The organism is Pedobacter sp. PLR (assembly GCF_026239675.1).
Taxonomy (GTDB): Bacteria; Bacteroidota; Bacteroidia; order Sphingobacteriales; family Sphingobacteriaceae; genus Pedobacter.
The window spans coordinates 16,814-43,109 of the sequence record NZ_JAPIVQ010000005.1 but is presented as its reverse complement, the minus strand read 5'-3'; the positions used below and the strand labels follow the sequence as shown (position 1 = coordinate 43,109).

Annotated in this window: 23 protein-coding genes; 8 read left to right on the top strand and 15 right to left on the bottom strand. The window is 40.3% G+C overall.

Annotated elements, in window-relative coordinates; all coding sequences use genetic code 11:
- Positions 1 to 228: 228 nt before the first annotated feature.
- Positions 229 to 1,596: a tRNA uridine-5-carboxymethylaminomethyl(34) synthesis GTPase MnmE gene (mnmE, locus tag OQX61_RS13275; protein ID WP_265842197.1), complete on the bottom strand. Its 1,368-nt coding sequence runs from the start codon at positions 1,594 to 1,596 to the stop codon at positions 229 to 231.
- Between the two features lie 179 nt (positions 1,597 to 1,775).
- Here mnmE and OQX61_RS13270 point away from each other — a divergent pair, with 179 nt between their 5' ends.
- Positions 1,776 to 2,894, top strand: coding sequence for an AI-2E family transporter (locus tag OQX61_RS13270; RefSeq protein WP_265842196.1), 1,119 nt, complete (start codon positions 1,776 to 1,778; stop codon positions 2,892 to 2,894).
- 38 nt (positions 2,895 to 2,932) lie between these two features.
- Entirely contained in the window at positions 2,933 to 3,532 is a 600-nt protein-coding gene (locus OQX61_RS13265; protein WP_265842195.1) for a hypothetical protein, read from the top strand.
- A gap of 85 nt (positions 3,533 to 3,617) precedes the next feature.
- Here OQX61_RS13265 and argS read toward each other — a convergent pair whose 3' ends face one another.
- Complete coding sequence (gene argS, locus OQX61_RS13260) at positions 3,618 to 5,396, bottom strand: arginine--tRNA ligase (RefSeq protein WP_265842194.1); 1,779 nt, start codon at positions 5,394 to 5,396, stop codon at positions 3,618 to 3,620.
- 3 nt (positions 5,397 to 5,399) lie between these two features.
- The gene (locus OQX61_RS13255; protein ID WP_265842193.1) at positions 5,400 to 6,350 is read right to left on the bottom strand and encodes an arginase; all 951 of its coding nucleotides are present in this window, start codon (positions 6,348 to 6,350) and stop codon (positions 5,400 to 5,402) included.
- A 103-nt stretch (positions 6,351 to 6,453) separates the two neighbouring features.
- Between OQX61_RS13255 and OQX61_RS13250 the strand changes: the two genes are divergently transcribed.
- On the top strand, positions 6,454 to 7,845 hold the full coding sequence (locus OQX61_RS13250) for an arginine decarboxylase (RefSeq protein ID WP_265842192.1): 1,392 nt from the start codon (positions 6,454 to 6,456) through the stop codon (positions 7,843 to 7,845).
- A 176-nt stretch (positions 7,846 to 8,021) separates the two neighbouring features.
- On the opposite strand, the gene OQX61_RS13245 is transcribed toward OQX61_RS13250, so the two are convergent.
- Complete coding sequence (locus OQX61_RS13245) at positions 8,022 to 8,456, bottom strand: Hsp20/alpha crystallin family protein (protein WP_265842191.1); 435 nt, start codon at positions 8,454 to 8,456, stop codon at positions 8,022 to 8,024.
- Between the two features lie 75 nt (positions 8,457 to 8,531).
- On the opposite strand from OQX61_RS13245, the gene OQX61_RS13240 reads away from it, so the two are divergent.
- The gene (locus OQX61_RS13240; protein WP_265842190.1) at positions 8,532 to 9,023 is read left to right on the top strand and encodes a thioesterase family protein; all 492 of its coding nucleotides are present in this window, start codon (positions 8,532 to 8,534) and stop codon (positions 9,021 to 9,023) included.
- Positions 9,024 to 9,160: 137 nt separating this feature from the next.
- On the opposite strand, the gene OQX61_RS13235 is transcribed toward OQX61_RS13240, so the two are convergent.
- Positions 9,161 to 10,558: an FAD-linked oxidase C-terminal domain-containing protein gene (locus tag OQX61_RS13235; protein WP_265842189.1), complete on the bottom strand. Its 1,398-nt coding sequence runs from the start codon at positions 10,556 to 10,558 to the stop codon at positions 9,161 to 9,163.
- A 64-nt stretch (positions 10,559 to 10,622) separates the two neighbouring features.
- Entirely contained in the window at positions 10,623 to 11,000 is a 378-nt protein-coding gene (locus OQX61_RS13230; protein WP_265842188.1) for a dihydroneopterin aldolase, read from the bottom strand.
- A gap of 117 nt (positions 11,001 to 11,117) precedes the next feature.
- Between OQX61_RS13230 and OQX61_RS13225 the strand changes: the two genes are divergently transcribed.
- Both OQX61_RS13225 and OQX61_RS13220 read left to right on the top strand, forming a co-directional pair.
- Positions 11,118 to 12,308, top strand: coding sequence for an acyl-CoA dehydrogenase family protein (locus tag OQX61_RS13225; protein ID WP_265842187.1), 1,191 nt, complete (start codon positions 11,118 to 11,120; stop codon positions 12,306 to 12,308).
- A gap of 47 nt (positions 12,309 to 12,355) precedes the next feature.
- On the top strand, positions 12,356 to 12,739 hold the full coding sequence (locus OQX61_RS13220; protein ID WP_265842186.1) for an SRPBCC domain-containing protein: 384 nt from the start codon (positions 12,356 to 12,358) through the stop codon (positions 12,737 to 12,739).
- 88 nt (positions 12,740 to 12,827) lie between these two features.
- Here OQX61_RS13220 and lysA read toward each other — a convergent pair whose 3' ends face one another.
- Positions 12,828 to 13,985, bottom strand: coding sequence for a diaminopimelate decarboxylase (gene lysA / locus OQX61_RS13215; protein ID WP_265842185.1), 1,158 nt, complete (start codon positions 13,983 to 13,985; stop codon positions 12,828 to 12,830).
- Between the two features lie 185 nt (positions 13,986 to 14,170).
- Positions 14,171 to 15,484 carry an aspartate kinase gene (locus tag OQX61_RS13210; RefSeq protein WP_265842184.1) on the bottom strand — a complete coding sequence of 438 codons (1,314 nt, stop codon included), beginning with the start codon at positions 15,482 to 15,484 and terminating at the stop codon, positions 14,171 to 14,173.
- A 200-nt stretch (positions 15,485 to 15,684) separates the two neighbouring features.
- On the opposite strand from OQX61_RS13210, the gene OQX61_RS13205 reads away from it, so the two are divergent.
- Positions 15,685 to 17,418: a phospho-sugar mutase gene (locus OQX61_RS13205; RefSeq protein WP_265842183.1), complete on the top strand. Its 1,734-nt coding sequence runs from the start codon at positions 15,685 to 15,687 to the stop codon at positions 17,416 to 17,418.
- 11 nt (positions 17,419 to 17,429) lie between these two features.
- Here the strand turns inward: OQX61_RS13205 and OQX61_RS13200 are convergent, their stop codons facing one another.
- The 6 genes from OQX61_RS13200 to OQX61_RS13175 form a co-directional block, all read right to left on the bottom strand.
- Complete coding sequence (locus tag OQX61_RS13200) at positions 17,430 to 18,443, bottom strand: LacI family DNA-binding transcriptional regulator (protein WP_265842182.1); 1,014 nt, start codon at positions 18,441 to 18,443, stop codon at positions 17,430 to 17,432.
- A gap of 31 nt (positions 18,444 to 18,474) precedes the next feature.
- Entirely contained in the window at positions 18,475 to 18,912 is a 438-nt protein-coding gene (locus OQX61_RS13195) for a response regulator (RefSeq protein ID WP_265842181.1), read from the bottom strand.
- A 2-nt stretch (positions 18,913 to 18,914) separates the two neighbouring features.
- Positions 18,915 to 20,015 (bottom strand): ATP-binding protein, encoded by a 1,101-nt coding sequence (locus OQX61_RS13190; protein ID WP_265842180.1) that lies wholly within the window; start codon positions 20,013 to 20,015, stop codon positions 18,915 to 18,917.
- 150 nt (positions 20,016 to 20,165) lie between these two features.
- Positions 20,166 to 21,416 carry a glutamate-5-semialdehyde dehydrogenase gene (locus OQX61_RS13185; protein WP_265842178.1) on the bottom strand — a complete coding sequence of 417 codons (1,251 nt, stop codon included), beginning with the start codon at positions 21,414 to 21,416 and terminating at the stop codon, positions 20,166 to 20,168.
- 8 nt (positions 21,417 to 21,424) lie between these two features.
- Positions 21,425 to 22,459, bottom strand: a complete 1,035-nt coding sequence (gene proB / locus OQX61_RS13180) for a glutamate 5-kinase (RefSeq protein ID WP_265842177.1) — start codon at positions 22,457 to 22,459, stop codon at positions 21,425 to 21,427.
- Between the two features lie 206 nt (positions 22,460 to 22,665).
- A complete protein-coding gene (locus tag OQX61_RS13175; RefSeq protein WP_265842176.1) occupies positions 22,666 to 23,076 on the bottom strand; it encodes an OsmC family protein in 411 nt (136 codons plus the stop codon).
- A 184-nt stretch (positions 23,077 to 23,260) separates the two neighbouring features.
- Between OQX61_RS13175 and OQX61_RS13170 the strand changes: the two genes are divergently transcribed.
- Complete coding sequence (locus tag OQX61_RS13170; RefSeq protein ID WP_265842175.1) at positions 23,261 to 23,791, top strand: GNAT family N-acetyltransferase; 531 nt, start codon at positions 23,261 to 23,263, stop codon at positions 23,789 to 23,791.
- 51 nt (positions 23,792 to 23,842) lie between these two features.
- On the opposite strand, the gene OQX61_RS13165 is transcribed toward OQX61_RS13170, so the two are convergent.
- Positions 23,843 to 26,284: an AsmA family protein gene (locus OQX61_RS13165; RefSeq protein WP_265842174.1), complete on the bottom strand. Its 2,442-nt coding sequence runs from the start codon at positions 26,282 to 26,284 to the stop codon at positions 23,843 to 23,845.
- Positions 26,285 to 26,296 lie beyond the last annotated feature (12 nt).

Here is a 26,296-nt window from a genome sequence, read left to right as displayed (position 1 = left end):
TAGGGTAATTAAGGTGATTTAAGAGGAATTAAGATACATTAAGCGCAATGATTTACCCTCAAATTTTTAGGGCATAAAAAAACGCATTCGAGTTACAAATGCGTTACAAAAGTCAGAAAAACAAAAGCATAAATCCAAAGATATGGACAAAAGAAATCCACACAACTTATTAACAATAAGCCACTTACTTATCATTACTTGTCGTAATTATGTGGTAATTATCATCGGTTATTTCCCGATACAGAACTTGCTGAAGATATTTTCCAGCAAGTCATCCGTAGTCACTTTCCCGGTAATCTCACCTAAATAATATAGAGCTTGCTTAATATCCATTGCCAGAAAATCCGAAGTAACCGGATTTGTCAATCCTCTGATTACGCTATCCAAAGCTGTGCGGGTTTTCTGCAAAGCCTCTACATGTCTGATATTCGTTACCATCGTATGGTTCGAAGAAAGCTTATCACCTACTGCCGTATCATACAACAATTGTTTCAACTCTTCAATCTGATGGTTTTCTTTCGCTGAAATAGAGATAAAATTAATATCAGCAGGAAGGCCTAATTCCTTCACTCTATCTGTAAATGAAAGGTCAATTTTATTCGCAACTGCGATAAAAGCAACGCCCGGTTTATGCAGACTTTTAATATCTTCTCTGATCTCATTCGCAGAAAGATTCACCACATCAAACAAGTAAACCAACACGGCAGACTGACTAATTTTCAACATCGTCTTCTCTACCCCTATCGCTTCAATCGTATCTGTAGCTTCCCTGATACCTGCCGTGTCAATCAATCTGAAGTTTATCCCATTGATATTCAAAACCTCCTCAATGGTATCACGTGTAGTACCTGCAATCTCACTAACAATCGCACGGTCTTCATTTAACAACGCATTTAACAACGTTGATTTTCCTGCATTTGGTCTGCCGGCGATTACCGTATTAATTCCTTCTTTAATGACGTTTCCTAACTCAAAAGAGCGGATTAATTTATTGATCACCAGATTGATCTTATTGATCAACTCCTGCAGCTGATCTCTGTTTGCAAATTCTACATCCTCTTCAGAGAAATCAAGTTCCAGCTCAATCATAGAAGCAAAATGTATCAATTGCTCTCTTAAAACATTCAATTCTGTACTAAAACCACCTCTGAGTTGGTTCATCGCCACGCTATGTGCTGCCTGAGAATCTGATGAAATCAAATCTGCAACCGCTTCTGCCTGCGACAAATCCATACCACCATTCAGGAAGGCCCTTAAAGTAAACTCGCCGGGTTTAGCAGCCGAAGCACCTTTTCTGATCAATAAAGAAATGATCTGTTGAATAATATAATTTGAACCATGGCAGCTAATTTCAACCACATTCTCTTTAGTATAAGATTTTGGAGCTACAAATAATGCGACAACCACCTCATCAATCACCACATCACCATCTTTGATCAAGCCAAAATGTAAAGTATGAGAATCTTGTTTTAGCAAATCCTTACTAAAAACGGAGTTCGTGATAGTTATTGCATCCTTACCTGAAAGACGAATTACACCGATGGCACCAATTCCCGGTGGTGTAGATAAGGCAACTATGGTTTCATTACTGATCATAAGAAGAAATATTCTGTGTTTCGATTATTTACAAAACTAGCCAAACATTTCATACCTTACCGTGTTTAGTTTTTGAAAAAACAAATAAACTACAATTAAACCCATCCTGGATCTATCATTTTTAACTCAAATCTGAGTTTTCTACCATTGATATGGTCTGTTAATTTAGCTCGACACTTATGAAAGACATGCCCCTAACCGTTAAAAGATCCATTGAACTCCTCGGACTCGTTCTCGTAGCCACCATCCTTGTCATTGGAAAAGACATCATCATGCCGGTGATCATGGCGTTCTTTATCAGCATTATGCTCTTACCGGTTTTCCGGTTTTTACGGAAATACAAATTCCCGGAAATAGCAGCCATCATCTTACCAATTCTATTGGTCGTAATATTCGTAGCCGCTATTGTCTGGTTTTTCTCCGCACAAGTTGGCTTCCTTGCGGCAGACTTCCCTCAGATCAAAGCCAATGTGAACTCCCATTTGAAAACACTTAGCGAATGGTTCGGTAACATTAGCCATATATCTACAACCGAACAAATGAAATTCATTACCGAAAAAAGTGATGATTTACTCGCTATGGGCGGTAAAGCTGCCAGCGGTGCCGCAGTAACTTTAAGTTCATTATTCGTGTTTGTAGGCTTATTACCAATCTACATCTACCTGATGCTTTTTTATAAAGATATCCTGCTTCGCTTCGTGTTTATGTGGTTCAAGACGGAACATCATCCAAAAGTGAAAGAAGCCATTTATGAAACCGAATCCATCATCAAGAACTACCTCGTAGGCTTACTGATTCAAGTGACCTATATGACTATTTTACTTGGCGGAATCCTGCTGCTTATAGGCATCAAACACGCTTTACTGATCGGGGTGATTTTTGCCATACTCAACCTGATTCCCTATGTAGGTGCATTAATAGGAAACATTATAGGCGTTTTACTCACCCTGACTTCCTCTACAGAATTATGGCCGGTAATCACTGTTCTTGCAGTAATTGCCGCGGTTCAGTTTCTGGACAACAATATCCTGATGCCTAGAATAGTAGGTTCAAAAGTGAAGATCAACGCGCTGTTTGCCATTCTGGGAGTTATCATCGGTGGAAGTATTGCCGGAGTATCAGGCATGTTTCTCTCCATGCCCATCATCGCGGTATTAAAAGTAATCTTCGACAGAACCCTGATATTTAAGCAATGGGGAGTATTATTGGGTGATGAAAGACCCGCAAAAAGTCCGATGACTTTCGCGTCCTTCAGGAAAAAGAAAAATGTAGCTACCGCAACAGGGGTACAAAAATAATCACCTGAATCATCCTTAATACATCATTGTTAAATAAAATGGAACCAAACACTAACGCGCGCTGGATACTCGGATTAAAACACTGGCAACTCTTTACTTTTATAGTTGCCCCCAGAATATTAGAATATCTTTTCGGCTCCTTTAGAAATCCCAATCAGGATTATTATTGGATCGAACTCTGTTATTTTACTTATCTGCTGGTTCTGTTATGTGGTTGGATCTATTTTACCACTATAAATCTTTATCCGCTCTTACCTGCTAACCTATCAATGAACCTTGGGAAATTTAAAAGAGCCATGGCTTTCTCCTTTTTCCCGGCCTTCATGCTCTTAGCACTCGCATTATATCGGGAAACTGAAGGAAATGGAGGATCTGGCTTCTTTCTGTTAGCCCTCTTAATCGGACTAATCCTGGCGTTTCCAGTAATATGTCTTTTCTACGCCATGTACTTTATGATAAAAACGCTAAAAGGAGTAGAATTACAAAGGCCAATCACAAAAGGCGACCTGGGATTTATGGATTTCACCATTCTTTATCCCCTGATAGGTGTCTGGCTTTTGCAGCCACGAATCAACCATGTTTACGAGATGTCCAATATCATGCAACAACTACAAAAGAGTAAAACCAGCATGATCTAAACCCATCTAAAGGAAAATTATTTCTATAAACAAAAAGTCCTGAACATTACGCTCAGGACTTTTTTTTATGCGATTATAAAAGAAATTACATTCTTTCCGGAACCGTAATCCCTAAAATTCTCATACCGGTTTTAAGAATGCCCGCCGTAACTGCACTCAGATTTAAACGGTGATGCTTCAAGGCCTCATCTTCTTCTTTCACAATTGGCGGAACCTCATGGTAGAACTTATTGAACATCTTAGCCACCTCATAAAGGTAATTAGCCAGACTCGCCGGACTAAACACTTTCGCCGCAGCCACAATCTCTGCCGGGTACTTAGCCAGCAACATGATCATTTCACGTTCTGTATCCGTGATTACCACTTCAGCAGCACCTTTTGCAGCATCATAACCTGCTTTATTTAACAGCGACTTGATACGTGCGTGGGTATACTGAATAAACGGACCTGTATTTCCCTGGAAATCGATAGACTCCGAAGGATCAAATAACAGACGTTTCTTAGGCTCAACTTTTAAAAGGAAATACTTTAAAGCACCTAAACCAATATTATTATATAAAGCGCTTTTCTCTTCTTCACTGAAATCATTTACTTTTCCCAGTGCTTCCGTTTTTTGTTTCGCTGTTTCGATCATCTCTGCAACAAGATCATCAGCATCTACAACTGTACCTTCTCTGGATTTCATCTTGCCACTTGGCAGATCCACCATGCCATACGACAAGTGGTGTAAGCCTTTAGCCCAGGTTTTACCTAGTTTTTCTAAAATCAGGAACAACACCTTGAAGTGATAATCCTGCTCATTTCCTACCACATAAATAGACTCATCCATATGGAAATCGTCATATTTCATTTGAGCGGTACCCAAATCCTGAGTGATGTATACCGAAGTACCATCAGCACGTAAAACCAATTTCTGGTCTAAACCATCAGCAGTTAAATCGATCCATACAGAACCATCCGGTTTTTTAAAGAACACGCCTTTTTCCAAACCTTCTTCTACCGTTCCTTTTCCTAATAAATAGGTATTACTCTCGTAATAGTATTTGTCGAAATCAACACCAAGGTTTTTGTAACTCACTTCAAAACCAGCATATACCCAGCTGTTCATGGTTTTCCAAAGTGTAATCACCGCATCGTCTCCGGCTTCCCAGTCCTGCAGCATTTTCTGCGCTTCCAGAATCAGCGGCGCATTTTTCTTCGCCTCCTCTTCCGTCTGACCAGCTTCTTTTAACGCTTCAATTTCTTTTTTGTACTCTTTATCAAAGATCACATAGTATTTTCCTACAAGGTGATCCCCTTTTAAGCCTGAACTTTCAGGAGTTTCGCCATTTCCCCATTTCTGCCAGGCCAACATGGACTTACAGATATGAATTCCACGGTCGTTTACCAGATTCACTTTAACAACCTCATGACCGCTTGCTTTAAGCAATTCAGCCACAGAATAACCTAACAGGTTGTTTCTTACGTGTCCTAAGTGTAGTGGTTTATTTGTGTTTGGCGAAGAGTATTCTACCATTACCTTTTTGCCATTCGGTTTTATGGCGCCGAATTCAGGGCTTAAAAGCTCCTGATTGAAAAGGCTTAACCAATAGCTATCTGCAACAGATAAATTAAGGAAACCCTTAATCACGTTAAATGCAGTAACTTCTTCAATATTTTCAACCAGGTATTCTCCAAGTTCTGTAGCGGTTATTTCCGGCGATTTTTTTGAGAAACGTACGATTGGAAACACCACAATAGTGATCTGTCCGTCAAATTCAGCTCTGGTATCTTGTAAACTAACCTGGTTTTCAGGAAGATCCTGACCATATAAATGCTTTACTGCAGCAAGCGTTGCAGTGGTGATATGTTGTTCGATATTCATAATTTACTCGTTTCTAAAAGCGTTAGTCGCTTTAATTAAAATTTCAAAGGCGTGTTCTGCCATTTGATTCTCTCTGTCGAGAGTTGGGTTGACTTCCACAATCTCGAAGCAACATACTTTCTGATTGGTGATCAGACCCGACATCAGCTTCCCTGCTTCTCTTTCTGTCAATCCCTGAGCAACCGGTGTCCCCGTTCCTCTTGACGCCGTAGGATCCATAGAATCCACGTCAAATGAAACATAAATGAGGTCACAATGATCAAGATAGACCAGCGTATCAATCACTGTCCGTTCTACCCCTCTTTTCCGGACATCAGCCGTCGTAAAGATCTTTACTTTATTTTTCTTCAGCAAGTATTCTTCCGGCTTCTCCATATCCCGCGCAGAAATCAGCACAAGATCGCGATAATTAATCTTAGGTGCTATATTTCCGACGTTTTTTAGCTGAAACCAGTAGTTGATCGTTTCCTGATCCAGCTTGTTCACTTTCGACTCTAAATTATCTTCGTCAAGTGCCATCGCTAAGGGCATTCCGTGCATATTTCCGGAGGGTGTAGTGTATGGAGAATGGATATCTGCATGCGCATCGATCCAGATTACCCCTAATTTCGACTTTGGAAAGGCCGCTTTTATCCCCGCAATCGTGCCCGCTGCCGTACTGTGATCACCCGCTAAAACTACCGGAAACTCTTTTTCTTCCAGGGTTGTCCGCACCTGATCACTCACCCGCTCTATCATAGTCAGTATACCCGAAATCCGCTTCGCATACGGGCTGCCGGTGCCTTCAAGCAACAAATGGTTCTCATTTGGCACCTCTACTGATTTGTGTTTCTTGAAAAATCTACTCCCAAAATCCAACGCTGCAATCTTAATTGCATCCACTCCTAAACTGGCTCCCCGTGTACCGGCGCCAATCTCGGATTTTACCTCAATAATTTTTAAAGTCTTAGTCATAAAAAAAAATACAAGTGTATTTTATAAAGTGTTTATCTTTGAGACCGAAAATTAACTCATTTAATTAGCTACCCCTTTAAATAATTGTTCAAAAATATAAAAAATGCAGAGTTACTCCGAATTTCTTGATCTAAGTGTTGGTTTCCCTCAGGAAGGTTACAGCGTTATAGACGACGAATTGTATTTTCAAGATCTCAATCTGATGGAAATGATTGAAACCTATGGTACGCCATTACGTTTCACTTATCTTCCAATGATAACTAAGAAAATCCAACAAGCCAAATTATTATTTCAAACGGCTATCATCAAGAACAATTACCGTGGGGACTATAAGTATTGTTACTGTACTAAAAGTTCGCACTTCAGGCACATTGTTGAAGAAGCCTTAAAGAATGGCATTCACCTGGAAACCTCATCAGCATTTGATATGCCTATGATTGAGGCATTGGAGAAAAAAGGTGCCCTAACCAAAGACATTACAGTGATCTGTAATGGATTTAAAACTTATCAGTACAAACAATATATCATTGATATGTTGCACGACGGATACAAAAACATCATTCCGGTATTGGACAACAAAGAGGAATTTAACCTTTTTGATGATGAGGTAGAATTAGATACACCTTGTAACCTGGGTATCCGTATCGCTGCTGAAGAGCAACCAGACTCACAGTTTTATACTTCAAGACTGGGCGTACGTATGGAAGATGTTATTGAGTTTTACAACAATAAGATCTCTGCTAACCCTAACTTCAGAGTAAAACTATTGCACTTCTTTATCAACTCAGGTATTACAGATTCTCCGTACTACTGGAACGAGCTTGAAAAATATGTGACCTTATATTGCAAGTTCAAAAAAATCAATCCTGAACTGGATACTTTAGATATCGGTGGTGGTATGCCATTCAAAGACTCTTTAGTGTTTGATTTCGATTACGAATACATGGTAAATGAAATCGTAAAAAGGATTAAAGAAATCTGTGCAGAGCATGACGTTGTAGAACCGGATATCATTACTGAATTTGGAAAATACACTGTTGCAGAAGCATCAGGTATCCTATACAAAGTATTGGGCCGTAAGCAACAGAACGACAGAGAGAAATGGTTAATGTTAGATGGTTCATTCATCACCAACCTTCCGGACGTTTGGGCTTTAAACCAGAAATACATTTTACTTCCGATCAACAACTGGGACGCAGAATATGAGCGTGTCAATTTAGGAGGAATTACTTGCGACGGTCAGGATTACTACAATCAGGAAGCGCATATGAACAGTGTGTTTATGCCGAAAACACGTAAAGTACAATACCTGGGCTTCTTCAACACCGGAGCTTATCAGGAAGTATTGAGCGGTTACGGAGGTATTCACCATTGCTTGTTGCCTAGTCCGAAACACGTAATTATCCGTAGAAACAGAGATGAGACTTTCAACTTTGAAGTATTCGGAGAAGAACAAAACAGTAAACAAGTGTTAAAAATCCTGGGTTACGCCTAGGCGATATCCAAATCATCACAAATAATCAAGAGCGGATCCGTAAAAAGATCCGCTCTTTTTTTATCCGTCAAGCACCGAAACACTGGAAAAAAAGGTCATAAAAAAAAGGACACACCCTCCGGTGTGTCCTCCCAACCTTAAACCAAACTTATTATGAAAACTCTTCCGTTTCTTAATTAAGAAACTTTTATCTCTTTAGCAGCAGATTTTGATTCATCTTTTTTGCCAATCGTGATGTTTAAAATTCCGTTGATATATTCCGCAGCAATTTTCTCTGCATCAATACTTTCCGGCAACACGAATGATCTTGCAAAAGAGAAGTAATCAAACTCTTTGCGGGTATAATCTTTTTTCTCTTCAGTTTCTGATACCTTTTTTTCCGCCCAAACGGACAAAGTATCTTTCTTCAGATTAATTTGAAAATCTTCTTTAGTTAAACCAGGTGCAGCTATTTCTATTTTGTAATCTGCTTCCGTCTCCAGGATGTTTACTCCGGGAACTTTGTTAATCGTTAAATTTTTATTTAACGCCTCACTGAACAAAGAATCAAATACGTTGTTAAAATAAGGTGCAGTGTTTCTGGTTCTGTTATTAAAATTTACTAGTGTCATCGCTTATTTCTCCTTTTTTTTAAGTTTTAATTTTATACTTCGATATAATCAACACTCATACCAAACCCATTATATATGATTTTCAAGACATTTTGGCGCAACAAAGTAAAAACAAATGACAAAAAGACAGATATAGTCAATCATTTAGACAGTTTTAAGTATAAAACACAGATTGAAACACGTTTTGTAGATTTCGACATGATGGGCCATGTAAATAATGCGGTGTACTTTACCTACATGGAAATTGCCAGAGTAAAGTATTGGAATACGGCCGTAAAATGGGACTGGAAGAAAACCGGAGTGGTCATCGCAAAAGCAGAACTTGACTACCATACCCCAATATTTCCGGAGGATAAAATCAGTATGTATGTAAAAACATCAAGAATAGGTAGCAGCAGTTTCGACCTGGAATACCTGCTGGTTAAGCTGGTCCATGGTGAAGAAGTGATTTGTAGCAAAGGAAAAACAGTCTGCGTTGCCTTTGATTATATCAGCAAGAACTCCTCGCCTATCCCTGAAGATGAAAAAGCAAAGATGATCTCATTTGAGCAGCTGCTTGAGAATTAAAATCTCTTTTAGCGGAAAAGAGTCCAAAACAAAGCGTAATTGGGAAAAAGAAAACAAGAATTTTCTAATGAAACACCTTTTCCTGATTAAAAGCAGGCTTCTTGCAGGTTAAAAACTGCAAGAAGCTCAATAAATTCTTAGAAAATCTTTCCCGGATTAAGGATACCAGCAGGATCAAAAACTTTTTTGATGCCCCTCATCAGGTTCAGATGAATCTCCGAATATTTAATAGACATAAAGTCTTTCTGTACCAATCCAATACCATGCTCACCGGAAATTGTACCTCCCAGAGCAGTGGTCAACTCAAAAATCTCTACGATACCGTCTTTAAGTTTGTCATTCCAGGCTTCATCACTCATCCCCGCTTTAATGATGTTCACATGAAGATTTCCATCTCCGGCATGGCCATAACACACGCTTTCAAAGCCATATCTTGAACCGATTTCTTTGATGCCATTGATCAGTTTCGGCAATGCAGCTCTTGGAACTACTGTATCTTCTTCTTTATAAATAGAATTAGATTTCACCGACTCAGGCATGGTCCTTCTCATGCGCCACAATTCCTCCTTTTGCTGAGCTGTATCAGCAAATAGCACATCCGTACAACCGAACTGCTCTAATACCGCATTCACCTTCTCACAATCCTTGAAAATGCTGTCCATATCATTACCATCAAATTCAATCAAAAGAAAAGCATTGATGCCATCTTTAAGGTCAAACTTAATACCATCGTATCTGATCACCCACTCCACTCCTTTTCGCTCCATAAATTCCAAAGCAGAAGGGATCACCTCTGCGCGGAAAATAGCGGATACTGCCGCGCAAGCCTGCTCATTTTCTACAAAAGAAGCCAGCATCAACACACTCTGTTCAGACCGCGGAATCAACTTGGTCACCACCTTTGTCACCACCGCAAGCGTACCTTCCGAACCGATCATGAGTTGGGTCAGGTTATAGCCAGACGCGTATTTAAGCGTATTCGCTCCGGTCCAGATGATTTCTCCGGTAGGCAAAACTACCTCCAGATTCAATATATATTCTCTGATGGTGCCGTATTTCACTACCCTTGGTCCGCCGGAACCATGCGCAACATTTCCACCAATAAAACAAGAACCTTTGCTCGATGGATCAATTGGATAGAGCAAGCCTTTCTCCGTAACCGCATCCATAAATTCCTGCGTAATTACACCAGGTTCCACAACTGCCTGAAGGTTTTCTGTGTCAATTGAGATGATCCTTTTAAAGCGCTCCATGGACAACAGTACACCACCAAAAACAGGTAAAGCACCGCCACTCAATCCTGTTCCACCCCCTCTCGGGGTTACAGGAATCACATATTGATTACAAAGTTTCAGCAATGCGGATACAGATTCCGTATCTTTTGGTTTAACAACGACTTCAGGATAATATTTCAGATCTTCAGTTTCATCGTGACAATAAATACTCAAAGATTCTTCATCAGTAAAAACACTGTCTGCGCCAACAGCTGCTTTGATTAAATCCAGCAGTTCCACAGTAATTTTAGTGTAATTCATGGTTATATAGGTTTAGGCTTTTTTAAGAGAAAACAATTACAATACAGGATAAAAACCAGCCTGCTTATTGAGGAGTAGCATAGCTCAGCTCAACAAAAGAATGGCCGATATCACCAGGCATAGCCGGACTCAGTTTCCGGATCCCGACTTTTCCAGTCAGCAGGAAAGAATAAGTCTCCAATACACGGTCCAGAATTCTACGGACTACCGTTTCCAGCATTTTCTGCGTGTTCCCCATCTCTTCCAGCAAAATAGTGTTCAGAACTTCATAATTTACAGTATGATTCAAATTTTCTGTATCACCCGTGTGTACAAAAGTAACCTCAACATCTACCATGAAATAAATCCCTGTTAACTGCTCCTCAGGATAATATCCGTGAAAAGCATAACATTTTACATCTCTTAACGCAACCGTTTGAATATAGCTTTTAGCATTGCTCATTTGACAAAAATAATTCTTTGAACGGTTATTACCAGCCATTCCTCTAAATTATTAACTTTGAGATAAGCCTGACTAAAAAATCAAGCACAAAGCACGATACCAAATATCTCCTGAACTATGAATAAATCTGCAAAAAAAGACCTTTACGAAGCTCCTGACTATTATCAGCTGGATGAATTATTGAGTGATGAGCATAAGCTGATCCGTTCTTCTGCCAGAGACTGGGTAAAAAAAGAGGTCAGTCCGATTATTGAAGATTATGCACAGAGGGCAGAATTCCCTAAACACCTGATCAAAGGATTGGGAGACCTTGGCGCATTTGGCCCTACTATTCCGGTGGAATACGGTGGCGCAGGTTTAGATTATATCGCCTATGGTATCCTGATGCAGGAAATTGAACGTGGAGATTCCGGAATCAGATCTACCGCCTCCGTGCAGGGATCACTGGTCATGTATCCGATCTACGCCTATGGTACAGAAGAACAACGCAAAAAATACCTCCCTAAATTAGCCACAGGCGAATTAATGGGCTGCTTCGGATTAACAGAACCTGATCATGGTTCTAATCCTGGTGGAATGGTAACCAATATAAAAGATAAAGGAGATCACTATTTGCTTAACGGTGCAAAAATGTGGATCTCTAACGCGCCTTTTGCAGATATCGCAGTAGTATGGGCAAAAGACGAATCCGGAAAAATCAGAGGCCTCATCGTAGAACGAGGCATGGAAGGTTTCAGCACCCCTGAAACGCACAACAAATGGAGCTTACGAGCTTCGGCAACCGGAGAACTGGTATTCGACAATGTTAAAATTCCTAAAGCAAACATCTTCCCTGACATCACCGGATTAAAAGGACCGCTAGGCTGCCTGAATCAGGCACGTTACGGTATTGCATGGGGTGCATTAGGCGCAGCGATGGATTGTTACGATACGGCCTTACGCTACTCTAAAGAACGTGTTCAGTTCGGCAGACCAATCGGCGGATTCCAGCTGCAACAGAAAAAACTAGCGGAAATGGTTACAGAAATCACCAAAGCTCAGCTATTAGTATGGCGTTTAGGTGTGCTTAAAAGCGAAAACCGCGCTACCGCAGAGCAGATCTCTATGGCCAAAAGAAACAGTGTAGAAATCGCACTCGACATTGCCAGAAATGCACGTCAGATGCTTGGTGGAATGGGAATTACCGGCGAATATTCCATCATGAGACACATGATGAATCTCGAATCGGTAGTCACCTATGAAGGAACGCATGACATTCATTTACTGATCACCGGAATGGATGTTACCGGATTAAATGCCTTCAAATAAAGATGATTTTCCCTTTTGAATTGGATATATTTGCATTTTAACAGCACATGAAGACATTTAAAAAATATTATCAGCTACCTGCACCTCCTGAAGAAGTGTATTTAGCCATGACAAAAGCACAAAGCATACAACTCTGGACAGGTGCCGGAGTAGAATTCACAGAAGAGCCAGGTACAGAATTCTCCTTTTGGGATGGTGATATCGTAGGTAAAAACCTGGAATTCGAATACGGGAAAAAGATCGTGCAACAATGGTATTTTGGAGAAGATAACGAACCTTCAATCGTGACTATTAAACTCCACGAAGATAAAAAAGGAACTTCTTTAGAATATGTGCAAACGAATATCCCTGAAGAAGACTTTGAAGATTTCACTACCGGGTTAACAGCCTACTACTTCGGAGGCCTGATCGACTTTTTCGAAGAAGACTAAGAAAGAAATCAAATCCCATAAAAAAAGCTTGTTGAAACCATGGAATTTCCAGCGTTTCAACAAGCTTTTTTATTTAATAGCTATGTTATTATCCTTCTGTATCGTACACAGAAACGACATTCTCTCTTAAATTGTAATGCGAAGCCATTACCTCTCCATAAGCACCTGTGCTGCGTAAAGCGATCAGATCTCCACGGAAAGTTTCCGGAAGCTCCACTTCCTTACCAAAACAATCCGTACTCTCACAGATCGGACCCACTACATCATATTTAACTGCATCTGCAACATCAATTTTAGAAATATTCTCAATTTTATGATAAGCCTGATACAAAGCAGGTCTCATCAACTCTGTCATACCTGCATCTAAAATGATAAAGTTCTTTTTCTTTCCGTTCTTCACATAAAGCACCCTGGTGATTAATGAAGCGGATTGTCCGACAAGCGCTCTACCCAGTTCGAAATGAACCTCCTGGTTAGACCTAACTTCTAAGAACTCCTGGAAAACTTTAAAATAAGCCGCGAAATCAGGAATCTGTTGTTCTGGATTGTGGTAATCAATACCTAAACCACCACCAACATTCAATACTTTCACGATAAATCCACGCTCTTCAAACCATGCAGCGAACTCATTCACCCTAACACATAGGTTTTTGTAAACGTCCATATTGGTGATCTGAGAACCGATATGAAAATGCACACCGATAAATTCAAGGTTCGGACTTTCTTTCAAAGTGTCCACACATGCAGGTAAATCCCATGAATTTACGCCGAATTTATTCTCATCTAAGCCCGTAGTGATGTTATGATGCGTATGCGCATCCACATTTGGGTTGATACGAATAGCGACTCTTGCTATTTTTCCTTTTTTAGCGGCCAGTTCATTGATCACTTCCAATTCCTGAATAGACTCTACATTGAAGCAGAAAATATCCTGGTCTAAAGCCTCATTGATCTCTCTGTCCGACTTTCCAACACCTGCAAACACCACCTGTTTCTGCTCGAAGCCAACTTCAATCGCCTTGCTTACTTCGCCACCGCTTACACAATCAGCACCAAAACCTACGGCCTTGATCTTTTGTAATACTGCAGGATTGAAATTTGCTTTCATAGCATAGTGCACATGAAAATTATATACCTTTGCCGCCGCTGCACAATCATTTAATGTATTTTGCAACAGGTTTAGGTCGTAATAATAAAAGGGTGTTTCTAAATTCGCGAAACGTGCTATATCTTTTTCGGAAAACATAATGTTCAAGTATCTGATTATATTTTTTGTTGTTGTTCTGGGGTTTATTTATTTCGGCAATTATGTCGATTTCAGAAACAACAAAATGAGTAGAAAAGAGTACGATAGAAGAGTAAAACTCTTTATCGCACTCGTTGTAATTCTTGTTGCCGCTATGATCTGGCTAAGAAAGAGATAAACTCTTCTTATTCAAACAAACGGTTATGTAAGCTCTTTAAAGCTTCCGTCTTATTCGCAGTATTGATCAGTAAAGAGATGTTGTAATTACTACCTCCGTAAGAGATCATTCTGATTGGAATATGTTTGATCGAATCTAAAACTCTTGCAGCATAACCATGCGTTTGCGCGCTGAAATCACCAACCACACAAACAATACTTTGATCTCTATCAATTTCTACTGAACCGAAAGCATGAAGCTCTTCTACAATTTTATCCAGGTTATCGGTAAAATCAATCGTTAAGGAAACCGCTACTTCAGAAGTAGTAATCATATCGATTGGTGTTTTATAACGTTCGAAAATTTCAAAAACCCTTCTTAAGAAACCATAAGCCAATAACATACGGCTGGACTGGATCTTAATCGCGATGATACCATCTTTGGCAGCGATAGATTTGATCTTTCCTTTTTCACTTTCCGAAGAGATTAACGTACCTGGCGCAGAAGGCTCCATGGTATTTAATAACCTAACCGGAATTTTATATTTCTGTGCAGGGAAAACCGACTGTGGGTGTAAAATCTTTGCACCGAAATAGGCAAGCTCCGCAGCTTCATCAAAAGAAAGGTGAGAAATCGGCTTGGTACCTTTAACAATCCTTGGATCATTATTGTGCATCCCGTCGATATCAGTCCAGATCTGAACCTCTTCTGCAAGGATTGCTGCACCGATTAACGAAGCCGTATAATCACTTCCACCGCGACGTAAATTATCGACTTCACCAAAGCTGTTTCTACAGATAAAACCCTGAGTAATAAACAACTTATTTCCTTTATTCTGCTCCAATATTGGCGTCAGATGTTTCGTAGTAAATGGAACATCCGGCTCATTATCTTCGTCAGTCTTCATGAAATCCAATGCAGGAAGCAATACCGATGGTACGCCGATAGATTTCAGGTATATATGATATAAGGTAGTCGACAACAGTTCACCCTGTGCCAACACTACTTTTTCTTCAACCGGAGTAAAAATATCATTCACTAAAGAAGCCAGGAAACCAAAGTGGTATTCTACAACTTCCTGTCCTTGTTCATGAAACTCTCCATGAGGTAATAGTTCAATAATGAACTCATTATATTTCTGGTGCAATGCGTTAATTAAGCTTAACGCCACCTGTTTATCCTCCTTTAAAAGTTTGCCTGAAATTTCCACTAAACTATTGGTTGTACCAGACACGGCTGATAGGACCACAATTTGCTCTTCGGCCGGATTGATGATATCCAGCAACTTTTTCATACGCTCAGGGCTTCCTACGGAAGTTCCTCCAAACTTTAATATCTTCATTTAATTGAGGTAAGAATTTTATTTTTTGATAAATTGGCTATATACTTGTATAGTGGCCGTGAAATTAAAAAAAACGGCGATAATAAACACTAAATACACAAAATAAAATTTGGAATTCCGCATTTTAATCCTGTTCTCACAAAACATGGTGAAAGATTATGCGTTTATTCCAGCAAGAGTCAAAAGATAGAAACAATCATATGCAATTAGAAGCAGCAACCCTAAGTACCATCAACCAATGGCTAAATGGTAATTACGACAGTAAAACAAAAGAAGGAATCCAGCAGCTATTAGATAAAGAAGCTTTAACTGAGCTTACCGACTCTTTCTACAGAAGCCTGGAATTCGGAACTGGAGGCCTTCGTGGCATCATGGGAGCCGGATCTAACAGAATCAACAAATACACCATTGGAACGGCCACACAAGGACTTTGCAACTACCTGATCAACAAATACCCTAATGAAAAGATCAAAGTAGCCATTGCGCACGACAGTCGCAATAACTCGGATTATTTTGCCGGAATTACTGCAAATGTATTCTCCGCAAACGGAATCCACGTCTATTTCTTCAAAGAATTAAGACCAACACCGGAACTTTCCTTTGCAATCAGAGAACTGGGCTGTAAAAGTGGCGTGATGCTAACCGCTTCCCATAACCCTAAAGAATACAACGGTTATAAAGCTTATGGCGCTGATGGCGGACAATTTACTTCCCCTGATGACGCGATGGTGATGGACGAAGTGGCCAGAATCAAAAGCATCGATGAGGTGAAATTTGACCGTGTTGAAGAAAATATTGAACTGATCGGAGAAGAAATTGATCAGCTATACCTGGATAAAATCACTGAATTATCCGTATCACCTGAAGCGATTGCGCGTCAGAAAGACCTTAAAATCGTCTACTCTCCTATCCATGGTACAGGAATTACACTGGTACCACAGGCATTGGCACAGTTCGGTTTTACTAATTTAACCCTGGTAGAAGAGCAAAGCACACCGGATGGCAATTTCCCAACCGTTGTTTACCCTAATCCTGAGGAAAAAGAAGCCCTGACTTTAGCGCTTAAAAAAGCAGAAGAAATTGATGCAGACCTTGTACTGGCAACAGATCCTGATGCAGACAGAGTAGGTATCGCCGTTAAAAATAACGACGGAGAATTCGTATTGCTGAATGGTAATCAAACAGGTAGTCTTCTGATCAACTATTTACTAAGTGCATGGGAAGAAAAAGGAAAACTTGATGGTGATCAATACATCGTTAAAACCATTGTGACGACCAATATCATCGAAGAAATCGCTAAAAAGAAAAACGTTACTTTCTATAATACCCTGACCGGATTCAAATTCATCGGACAACTGATGACCAGCCTTGAAGGAAAGAAAACCTTTATCGGTGGTGGTGAAGAAAGTTATGGTTACCTGATTGGTGAACTGGTTAGAGACAAAGACGCTGTAGTTTCCTGCGCATTTATCGCAGAAATGACCGCTTTCTATAAAGACAAAGGCAGTAGCTTGTACAATGCCATGTTAGACATGTACGTAGAATACGGCTTGTATAAAGAAGAACTGGTTTCGATCACTAAAAAAGGAAAAACCGGTGCGGAAGAAATCAAAGCGATGATGGAGAAATTCAGAAGCAACCCACCTGCAACACTTGGAGGTGCTAAAGTAGCTTTATTGAAGGATTATGAACTGGGCTTTGAAACTAACCTGAGTACTGGTGAGAAAACAAAACTAGACTTCCCTAAATCGGATGTATTACAGTTTATCACCGAAGATGGCAGTATTGTTTCGGCAAGACCATCGGGAACAGAACCTAAGATTAAGTTCTATTGCAGTGTGAACACCGCATTAAAAGACAAAGCAAGCTTTAAAGCTACTGACGCCTTACTTGGCGAAAAGATTAAAGCAATAATGAAAGATTTAGAGGCTTAAGCCTCTAAATCTTATCTTTCTATAAATTTAGTAGGTAAGGTAACCTTACTTCTTTCAGTTTGGGGTAATGATCTATCCGCAGAAAGCTCCTGGAGAATGATATCAATGATTTTTTCAGCGATCTGTTCTATGGGTTGATCAACCACACTGATTGGAGGTGTATGGATCTTGAAAACATCCTGATCATCATATGCCACAATCATAAAACCATCATCAATAGGCTTCTTAATCTTTTTAAGGAAAAACAAACCTCTTACAGCCAGGTAATTCGTAGAGAAAAACACGGCATCAATCTCCGGATTCTCTTCAAACAAGACTTTTAAGCGCTCATTCGTATCCTCTTCTGTACTATCGAATGGAATTTTAACCAGGAAATGCTGATTTGCCTCAATACCATGATCCTTTAATGCCTGCTCATATCCCAGATAACGGTTGTTAATCTGATCTACCGCTACATCAACCGTCACGAAAGCAATGTTCTTTCTCCCCTTTTTAATCAGGAATTCCGCAGCGGAATAACCACCTTTAAAGTTATCGACAACCACAAAATTTACATCCAGATCAGGAAGATTTCTGTCAAAGATGACCACAGGAATTTTTTCTGCAAGTAACTGTCTGATGTCTTCCTCAATACCCGGAACCGGTGCAATGATATACGCATCTACCTTTCTGGACTTGAACATTTCGATCAGATCTCTGGCTTTTGCCGGATCATTCTCCGTACTCGAATAGGTGATTTTATAGCCCTTTTTATAGGCTTTATCTTCAATACGTCTGGCAATGGCTGAGAAAAATGGGTTAGAAATATCCTCCACAATCAACCCGATTGTTTTGGTATTCCCTGTCCGCAGACTTCTGGCGATCTGATTTGGTTTAAATCCAAGCTCAAGAATAATCTCTTCTACCCGTTTGATCACCTCCTTGCTAATACGCATCTTTTCGGCTTTGCCGTTCAAGATAAATGAGACTGTTGTAATGGATACTTCTGCTTTTTTTGCAATATCCTTAATAGATGGAGGTTTCATTAGTAAAATAATTTACAGCCAATCTATAGAATTAATTGTTAATCTCCTCAAAATATTTACCTGCAATTTTAACAAACGCGTCTTCATTTAGAGGTTTATGTAAGTAATTCATAATTTCATGGTCGGCAGAGGCCATTAGTTCATCATCCGGATTTAGAGAAGTTGTGAGCATGACTACAATTATTTTCGATTTTCTGGAAGCCTCAATTTTACGGTATTCCTCCATAAAGTCCCAGCCACTCATTCCGGGCATATTGATATCCAGAAAGATGATTCCGGGCCTCATCTCCTCAACATCCTGCTCATATTTTCCGGTAAATGTCAGGTAATCCAGCGCCTCTCTTGCAGAGGTAATTGCCTTAATATCGACTTCTATATTGGTATTCTGAACGATTTTACGGTGGATATAATTGGTTGGGATGTCATCATCAACAAGTAATACACAACTAAGATCCTTAAATTTTTTCATGCTTATCTATCATTTTTAAGGCTAAAACAAAAGGTACTACCTTCATTCAAAGCGGATTTCACATAAATCTCCCCGCCATGGAGCTCGACTATCTTTTTACAGTGGGAAAGCCCGATTCCATGCCCTACATAGTCTTCCTGACTATTTAAACGCTGAAAAATCAGGAATATCTTGTGCTTATATCTTTCTTCTATTCCGATTCCATTGTCCTTAAACTGAAAATGCCAATGGCAATCTTCATAATGAGCGGTCACCTGAATTTTCAGGACCTCTTCTTTTTTTCTGAATTTTACCGCATTGCTGAACAAGTGTTGGAAAAGCTGTTTCAATGCCAGTTCATAAGCGGGAACACGCGGTAAATTATCGTACCCGATTTCCAGTCCAGGCCCCTCTATTTCATTAGAAAACGACTCTTGTAGCCCTGCCATCAGCTCATTGCAATCCACCAGATCCTTAGGCTCATGGGTTCCTAACCGCGCATAATCTAAAACGCCTTTGATCAGGTGTTTCATTTTTTCTGCGGATTCCGCGATATAATTCAGGTATAAAGTGCCGTTTTCATCAAACAGTGCTCCATACTCTTTCTTCAATAAACCTACAAAGTTTTTAACAGTCAGCAGTGGCTCCTGCAAGTCATGGGAAGCGATGTATACAAATTGTTCCAGCTCTTTATTTCTGAACTCAAGTACCCTTGCATACTCTTTCAATGCTTTTTCGGCATTCAGCTTATCGGTAAGATCCCGGGTGAATTTAGAAAAACCGATCACCTCATTCTCGTCATCATAAACGGTGGTGATGGTGACATGCGCCCAGAATTGTCCCCCATCTTTCCGGACGCGCCACCCTCTATGATGGGCCTTTCCATTCAGAATCGCTTCTTCCAGCAATTGATCAGGAATCTTATTGGCCCGTGCTTCTTCGGTATAAAACAACCGGAAGTCCAGGCCCACAATCTCCTCAGCAGTATAGCCTTTGATCTTCTCGGCACCTTTATTCCAGCTTCCCACGCATCCATACTGATCAAGAAATAAAATCGCATAATCCTCGATTTCCCCTAACATTTTCAACAGTAAGGGTTGAGGTTGACTTAAATTGTTCGACATGGAATAGGAAGTAGTTATGCTGAACAATATTCAAAAGTCAAGCCATGCTACCTTACCCGTATAAACACGGGTAGCAATCCCTTTTTTTTGCAATAAGCGAAAAAACATTGTCCTTCTTTTTTCCCAAATAGGGAATTGGGGAACTCACAGTTAATTTCTTATTTGCCCATCCCCTTTCACGATCCATTTTTCCGTTACCAGTTTTTCTAAGGCAAAAGGCCCTCTGGCATGAAGTTTCTGTGTTGAAATTCCGATTTCAGCACCCAATCCGAACATCTGTCCATCAGTGAAGCGCGTAGAGGCATTCCAGTAAACAACCGCAGCATCAACCTCTTCCAGGAACTGTTCGGCTTCCTGCGCATTTTCCGTCACAATCGCCTCCGAATGCTTCGAAGAGAATTCAGATATATGAGCGATTGCTTCATCTATATTTTCGACGATCTTAACAGAACACTTATAATCAAGAAATTCCCTGCCAAAATCATCAGTCGTTGCTCCGGACAAATAAGGATATTCCTCCCGATTTAAAATCGAAAAGGCAGTATCATCTGCAAAAATTTCTACCTGATGCGCAGCCAGTAAAGGCGCCAGCAACTTTAAGAAATCAGCAGCAATCATTTGATCTACCAATACCGTATCCAGTGCATTACATACTGAAGGACGGGAGACCTTCGCATTCTGCACGATTTCCGCCGCTATAAGCAACTTTGCCGTAGCAGCTACGTAAGTATGGCAAACACCTGCTCCGGTCTCTATAACAGGCACCAAAGCGTTCTTACGCACAAAAGAAATCAACTCATTGGAACCACGGGGAATAATAACATCAATATATTTCTCCGCCTGGAGGATTTCCAGTATATATTTCCTGTCCGCCGGCAATTGTTGCACAATATTTGGATCTAATCCGGATTCCAGTAAAACCTCCTGAATTAAAGAAACTAAAAAGAGATTGGTATGAAAAGCATCTTGTCCGCCACGAAGCAGACAAACATTGCCGGACCTGATACATAATGAAGCCACATCAATGGTAACATTGGGTCTGGATTCGTAAATCACCCCAACCACCCCCAGCGCTACAGTTTTCTTTTGAATCAGTAAACCATTGTCCATTGTCTTACTGGAAATCAATTGATTGGTCGGATCAGGTAAAGCAGCTACATCTTTCAAACTGCTGGCCAATCCTAAAATTCGTTCGCTATTCAATAGCAAGCGGTCTTTTTTAGGATCTGAATCTGCCATTTTCTGAAGATCTTTTAAGTTCTCTTCGATGATCTGAGCAGATTTATCACGGATTACTACGGCCAAACGGTGCAACAGCAATGTTTTCCCTTCATCACTCAACGAAGCGATGGAATATCTGGCTTTCTTAGCATTAATCAACTGGTTTTCTATAGATTCCATTGCTTTTTTTATAAGATAACGATGTCACTGGCGTTGGCAATCTCCAGATTATGTTGTTTTAAATTGTTTTGAATCGATGCTGAGGATGCTTTTGCCCTTGCTACCGCAACGATGTTCATTTGCGCATCTATCAGCTCAAATATTTCTCCGTTTTCAAAGGCAGCAACGACAGAAACCACGCCTACTGCCAGTAAGCTTTTGCGACTTCTAATCGCCTCAGAAGCTCCCTCATCGATCATTAACCTACCGGTGACCAGGCTTCCACTGGCCAGCCATTTATTTCTGGCCGTCAGCGTGCAATTTCCAGGTGTAAATAAGGTACCTGTTTTCCCGGCTGCCGCATCCAGAATACCGTTCGGTGTTCTGATGCCAAAAATCACCACTTTAATCCCCATCGTAGAAGCCAGATGAGCGAAAGTAAGTTTGGAAACCATACCTCCCAATCCGAGGTCAGAAGTTTTCTTATCTGCCAGAGAGAATACCTCATTATTGACCGAGTCTATCTGCTCTACAACTTTTCCGTCTTTATCCAATACCCCCGGAACCGAAGTCCCCAACAATATCAGCGAAGCGCCAAAACCAACACCTAACAGCGTTGCCAGCTCATCATTATCAGAAAACCTCAATTCCAGATCACTCACTACATCATTCTCATTTGCAATGGGGATTACCCCGTTTCGCCACAATTCTTCATAAGTCTCTTTAAGTTGTAGAAATTGCGTTCTATTGGAAAAGTGCCGGCGCTCACACAGACTTTGCGCCATCTGGATGCCGTAGGGGTAAAAATGCTTCGAATAGGTGTTCAACAATATGGGGTTCCCGATAGCAGCCGCAGCCTTTCTTTCAGAGATTTTCCCTTTGTAGTTCTTTAAGAATTGCTTTCCCGCAGCAACAGCACCGGAAGAAACCAGAATTAGCCGGTGTCCTTTCGCCAGCCGGGCAACCTGTGCCGCTACATCAGCAATAACTCCCTCATCCAACTCTCCTTTTGGAGTCGTAATAGATGCAGTACCTAATTTCAAAACAAGTATCGGCTTATTCATTTCTATTGAATTTGATAATTTCTCCTAAAATAGAAATTTTACCTTATTTCTCTCATCAATTCCTTTATTTTCAGCCGGTTTAAAGAATATTGCGAATTTTATTCACGCATTTGCGATTAAAACCGCTCTAAAATGATAAAACTGCCAAAAGCATTTATTTGCATCTGACAGTTTCATCTGTTAATCGCTAAAAGACAGCGAGGTACTTATACTAAGCTAGCGTCTAAAGTAATATCCATAGCGAAGGCCTTACTCACCGGACAATTTGCTTTTGCTCCCTTTGCAATTTCCTGAAACTGCTCTTCTGTAATACCAGGAATGCTGGCTTTTAAAACCAGATTAGAACTGCTGATTACGCCATTGTCTAAAGAAATGGTCGCTTTGGTTTCCAGATTACCTGGCTTAAAACCTGCCTCTGTCAGATCCAGACTTAATTTCATCGTGAAGCATCCCGCATGAGCAGCAGCCAATAGCTCCTCCGGATTGGTGCCAATCCCATCTGCAAACCTACTGTTAAATGAGTATGGTGTCTGATCCAATACTGTACTATCGGTGCTCAGATGTCCGGCACCCTCTTTAATTGTGCCATTCCAAACGGCTGTTGCGTTACGTTTCATAGTTCAATTGTTTTAAATAGTTTATTGATTTTAAGCGGCTTACAGGCTTTCTATCAAATTTATCAATTTTACCCGGCTTTCAACAGTAATTCTTCCTCATCTGTGTACGTTAAATAAATTGAATCTGTACCCCTTCCGCTTAGCATAAAATTGCGACTTTTACGGTTAATTCAATTTAAGCAAAATGTTAAAAGACGTTACCATCATTCCTTCAGCACAAAACGACATCGGGCGCATCTTTGAACTTTATGACGATGCCATCGCTTATCAAAAGACAGTATTTAAAAAACACTGGCAAGGATTTGAACGTAGTTTAATTGAAAAAGAGATTGATGAAACCAGACAATGGAAAATAATCATCGACGGACAAACGGCCTGCATCTTTGCCATCGACTTTAATGATCCGCTGATCTGGAAAGAAAAAGATGTTGATCCGGCCATATATATCCACCGTATCGTCACGAATCCCGAATTCAGGGGTCATCATTTTGTGAACATGATTATTGAATGGGCTAAGGAATATGGCGCTAAAAAAGAAAAGAAATATATCCGCCTGGATACCTGGGGAGACAACCCGAAATTGATCGCCTATTATGAGCGGTGTGGCTTCGATTATTTAGGGAATATCGTTCCTGAAGCGTCAGACGTATTGCCTAAACACTACGAAAACATCGTTCTGGCATTATTTGAAATCGAAATCCCGGGCAGCATTTAACCGACGACCGGCAACAGTTCATCCTGTTGCCTTAAATCAATTAAAACCTCCCTATTTTCCTTTGTTCTTGTTCTTATTCAGCTTGATCTTAATCTTGCCATCCTCCCCATCTGTGGCCAGTAAATGAAGGACAATCCCTTTCATTCTACGTTCCTGAATTTCCTTTTTATCGGTAATATCGGCATCCTTTTTAGGATTTCTTAAGGGCACATCAACGGCAATATTCGTTCCTTTCGACATCGAATATACCCCTGCCACATCCATATTCAGGATACTGGAATTAATCTGCATCGGGTTAATGGTAATCATCGGACCTCTGACATCGAACTTCCCGTTCAGGTTACTAAACGTAATATTGTCCAGATCCCGGAAAGGAAAAGCAAATTTCCCGACGCTGATTATCGGTTCAAATTTCAACAGCGCACCTTGTTTCAGGTCAAACGAGATATCTCCATTCAAAGAACTGGTGACCAGTTTCCCCTGATCGGTAACCAGTCCACCAATGGTAGATTTAGAGAAAAGATACCCTTTCAGGTTTTTAGAAGTCAGGGTGGTCATCCCGAAGTTATCAAAAGAATAAAAGAAACTTTTAACGTCTACATTATTCAAAGTCGTGTTGACGAGAAATCGATTATGGTTACCTTTCTGGGAGATATTACCATTCACCTTCATAGAACCGTTGCCCTGTTTCACACTGATATTTTTCAAACCTATACCAGCTTCCGAAAGGAACAAATCTGCTGTAACATCGGTACCGGTAAACTTATTGTAATACACCTTTGCTACCCTAAGGTGCATATCCACCTTACTTTTCTCAAACAGATCATTTACATCTTCTGAGAAACTGGTATTCTTAGCATTCTTTTTTGCCGCCCGGGCTGGCTTTCTACTGCCTAGAAATCCTAAAAACTCACCCAGGTGTAACTGCGGACTTCTAATCTGCCAGTTCAATAATATTTTTGCCGGATCATTATAATACAAATTCAGGAAGTTACGGATATGGCCGTCCATCAGGACAATACTCTTTCCGCTCTGCAAACGAATATTCTTAATAAAAAGATCATCAGTGGTAAAATTCAGAGAGACTGCGGTATTGGTAAAATTCAACTTTCTGGGCACATAACTTACATCTGCATTGACCACATCAATTACACCGGTCACCAATGGTTTGTGCAACTTAAAATCGACAATATCTGCCTTATAAGCCAACTTTACCGTTGCAGTACCTTTACCAAACCTCAACGTTTCCGTACCAATTGCCTTATTCAGCTTCGCGACACTAAACTTAGATTTGAACACCCCTGTGGCAATCGGTTTATCCAGATTATGGATAAAGACCGTATCAATTGAAAAAGGCATTTCCGTATAGGCACCTTTAAACTGATACAACTTGATCGCAGAATTCGCATCTGTAAATCCCTTACCCTGCTCATAATTATTGGTAAAAACTCCTTTAAAATTACAGCTGTCGATCACAGCTCCCGGAGTTTTCAAAATATTGTCTTTCACTAAAGCCATAACGTTAATTTCCGGATCACCACCAGGCCCCATATCACCTTTCAGCGTACAGGTTACATCTATCGGCTTTTTCAAATCAAACATCACCAGCTTCTCCGTAATATTAGGTGCCAGCAGATTCGCAGCATCTATCCATAGAATTGAAGGAGCTTTAATGTCAATTGCAAAATCAGTATTCTCTTTTGAGGTGTCAAATCTGGCACCGATCATAAAAGGATCTTTTCCAATATTCAATTGATTCGGTGCAACCAGAAGAACCCCGGTATCCTCATCGAAATTGACCTTAAAAGGCCCCTCTAACACCTTATCCTTGATAAAACTACCTCTTCTGGTATTAAAGGCCATACTCTTCGCCAGCGTCTTTAATTTCAACTGAGCCTCCCATCCGGAAAATGAATAATCCATCTTTCCTTTCAGCGCTTCCACCTCAAAATGAAACAACTTGTGCCCCTTTCTATTGTCGACGATAAAATTCACGTTATATAAACTGAATTCCTTCAGCTGTGCATCTGTGCTCCCCTTATCCTCTTTAGGTTTTTTCTTGTCTTTTTTCCTGAAAACAGCCGTATTACTATACCCGGCAGTATCTGTATACAGGTCTATTTTAGCATTACTGATTCCAATTTTCTTGATTTCAATGGTGCCCCTTAGCAGGGCCATTGTATTGACGGAAACTTCAAAATCCTGTGCTTCCAGTAAAGTATGCTGATGCACCTTCCATAGGCTATCTTTGATCACCACATTCCGCAGACTGATTGACACCCCCGGAAAGCCTTTGAAAAAGGTCGGATCCATACTCCCAATGGTCAGTGAGCCGTTGAGGTTCTTATTTAACTGTTCAGTAATCGTTGCCAGCAAGGTCTTTTTATTTGCATTTACATACAAACCAAGTCCCGTAAAAATGAGCGCAACAAAGGCGACTAAACCAATAAATATTCTGAGTGCAATTTTAGACCAGCGAGGCATTTTTTCCATGTGTAAAGAGCT

What these genes read in the sequence shown, in the direction of transcription:
- OQX61_RS13255 (WP_265842193.1), bottom strand. Translation starts at nt 6,350, where the DNA reads ATGACTAAGACTTTAAAAATTATTGAGGTAAAATCCGAGATTGGCGCC.
- OQX61_RS13185 (WP_265842178.1), bottom strand. Translation starts at nt 21,416, where the DNA reads ATGGAATCTATAGAAAACCAGTTGATTAATGCTAAGAAAGCCAGATAT.
- OQX61_RS13200 (WP_265842182.1), bottom strand. Translation starts at nt 18,443, where the DNA reads ATGAAACCTCCATCTATTAAGGATATTGCAAAAAAAGCAGAAGTATCC.
- OQX61_RS13170 (WP_265842175.1), top strand. Translation starts at nt 23,261, where the DNA reads ATGTTAAAAGACGTTACCATCATTCCTTCAGCACAAAACGACATCGGG.
- OQX61_RS13195 (WP_265842181.1), bottom strand. Translation starts at nt 18,912, where the DNA reads ATGAAAAAATTTAAGGATCTTAGTTGTGTATTACTTGTTGATGATGAC.
- argS (WP_265842194.1), bottom strand. Translation starts at nt 5,396, where the DNA reads ATGAATATCGAACAACATATCACCACTGCAACGCTTGCTGCAGTAAAG.
- OQX61_RS13270 (WP_265842196.1), top strand. Translation starts at nt 1,776, where the DNA reads ATGAAAGACATGCCCCTAACCGTTAAAAGATCCATTGAACTCCTCGGA.
- OQX61_RS13225 (WP_265842187.1), top strand. Translation starts at nt 11,118, where the DNA reads ATGAATAAATCTGCAAAAAAAGACCTTTACGAAGCTCCTGACTATTAT.
- OQX61_RS13250 (WP_265842192.1), top strand. Translation starts at nt 6,454, where the DNA reads ATGCAGAGTTACTCCGAATTTCTTGATCTAAGTGTTGGTTTCCCTCAG.
- OQX61_RS13240 (WP_265842190.1), top strand. Translation starts at nt 8,532, where the DNA reads ATGATTTTCAAGACATTTTGGCGCAACAAAGTAAAAACAAATGACAAA.
- proB (WP_265842177.1), bottom strand. Translation starts at nt 22,459, where the DNA reads ATGAATAAGCCGATACTTGTTTTGAAATTAGGTACTGCATCTATTACG.
- lysA (WP_265842185.1), bottom strand. Translation starts at nt 13,985, where the DNA reads ATGTTTTCCGAAAAAGATATAGCACGTTTCGCGAATTTAGAAACACCC.
- OQX61_RS13245 (WP_265842191.1), bottom strand. Translation starts at nt 8,456, where the DNA reads ATGACACTAGTAAATTTTAATAACAGAACCAGAAACACTGCACCTTAT.
- OQX61_RS13220 (WP_265842186.1), top strand. Translation starts at nt 12,356, where the DNA reads ATGAAGACATTTAAAAAATATTATCAGCTACCTGCACCTCCTGAAGAA.
- mnmE (WP_265842197.1), bottom strand. Translation starts at nt 1,596, where the DNA reads ATGATCAGTAATGAAACCATAGTTGCCTTATCTACACCACCGGGAATT.
- OQX61_RS13235 (WP_265842189.1), bottom strand. Translation starts at nt 10,558, where the DNA reads ATGAATTACACTAAAATTACTGTGGAACTGCTGGATTTAATCAAAGCA.
- OQX61_RS13230 (WP_265842188.1), bottom strand. Translation starts at nt 11,000, where the DNA reads ATGAGCAATGCTAAAAGCTATATTCAAACGGTTGCGTTAAGAGATGTA.
- OQX61_RS13190 (WP_265842180.1), bottom strand. Translation starts at nt 20,015, where the DNA reads ATGTCGAACAATTTAAGTCAACCTCAACCCTTACTGTTGAAAATGTTA.
- OQX61_RS13265 (WP_265842195.1), top strand. Translation starts at nt 2,933, where the DNA reads ATGGAACCAAACACTAACGCGCGCTGGATACTCGGATTAAAACACTGG.
- OQX61_RS13175 (WP_265842176.1), bottom strand. Translation starts at nt 23,076, where the DNA reads ATGAAACGTAACGCAACAGCCGTTTGGAATGGCACAATTAAAGAGGGT.
- OQX61_RS13165 (WP_265842174.1), bottom strand. Translation starts at nt 26,284, where the DNA reads ATGGAAAAAATGCCTCGCTGGTCTAAAATTGCACTCAGAATATTTATT.
- OQX61_RS13205 (WP_265842183.1), top strand. Translation starts at nt 15,685, where the DNA reads ATGCAATTAGAAGCAGCAACCCTAAGTACCATCAACCAATGGCTAAAT.
- OQX61_RS13210 (WP_265842184.1), bottom strand. Translation starts at nt 15,484, where the DNA reads ATGAAGATATTAAAGTTTGGAGGAACTTCCGTAGGAAGCCCTGAGCGT.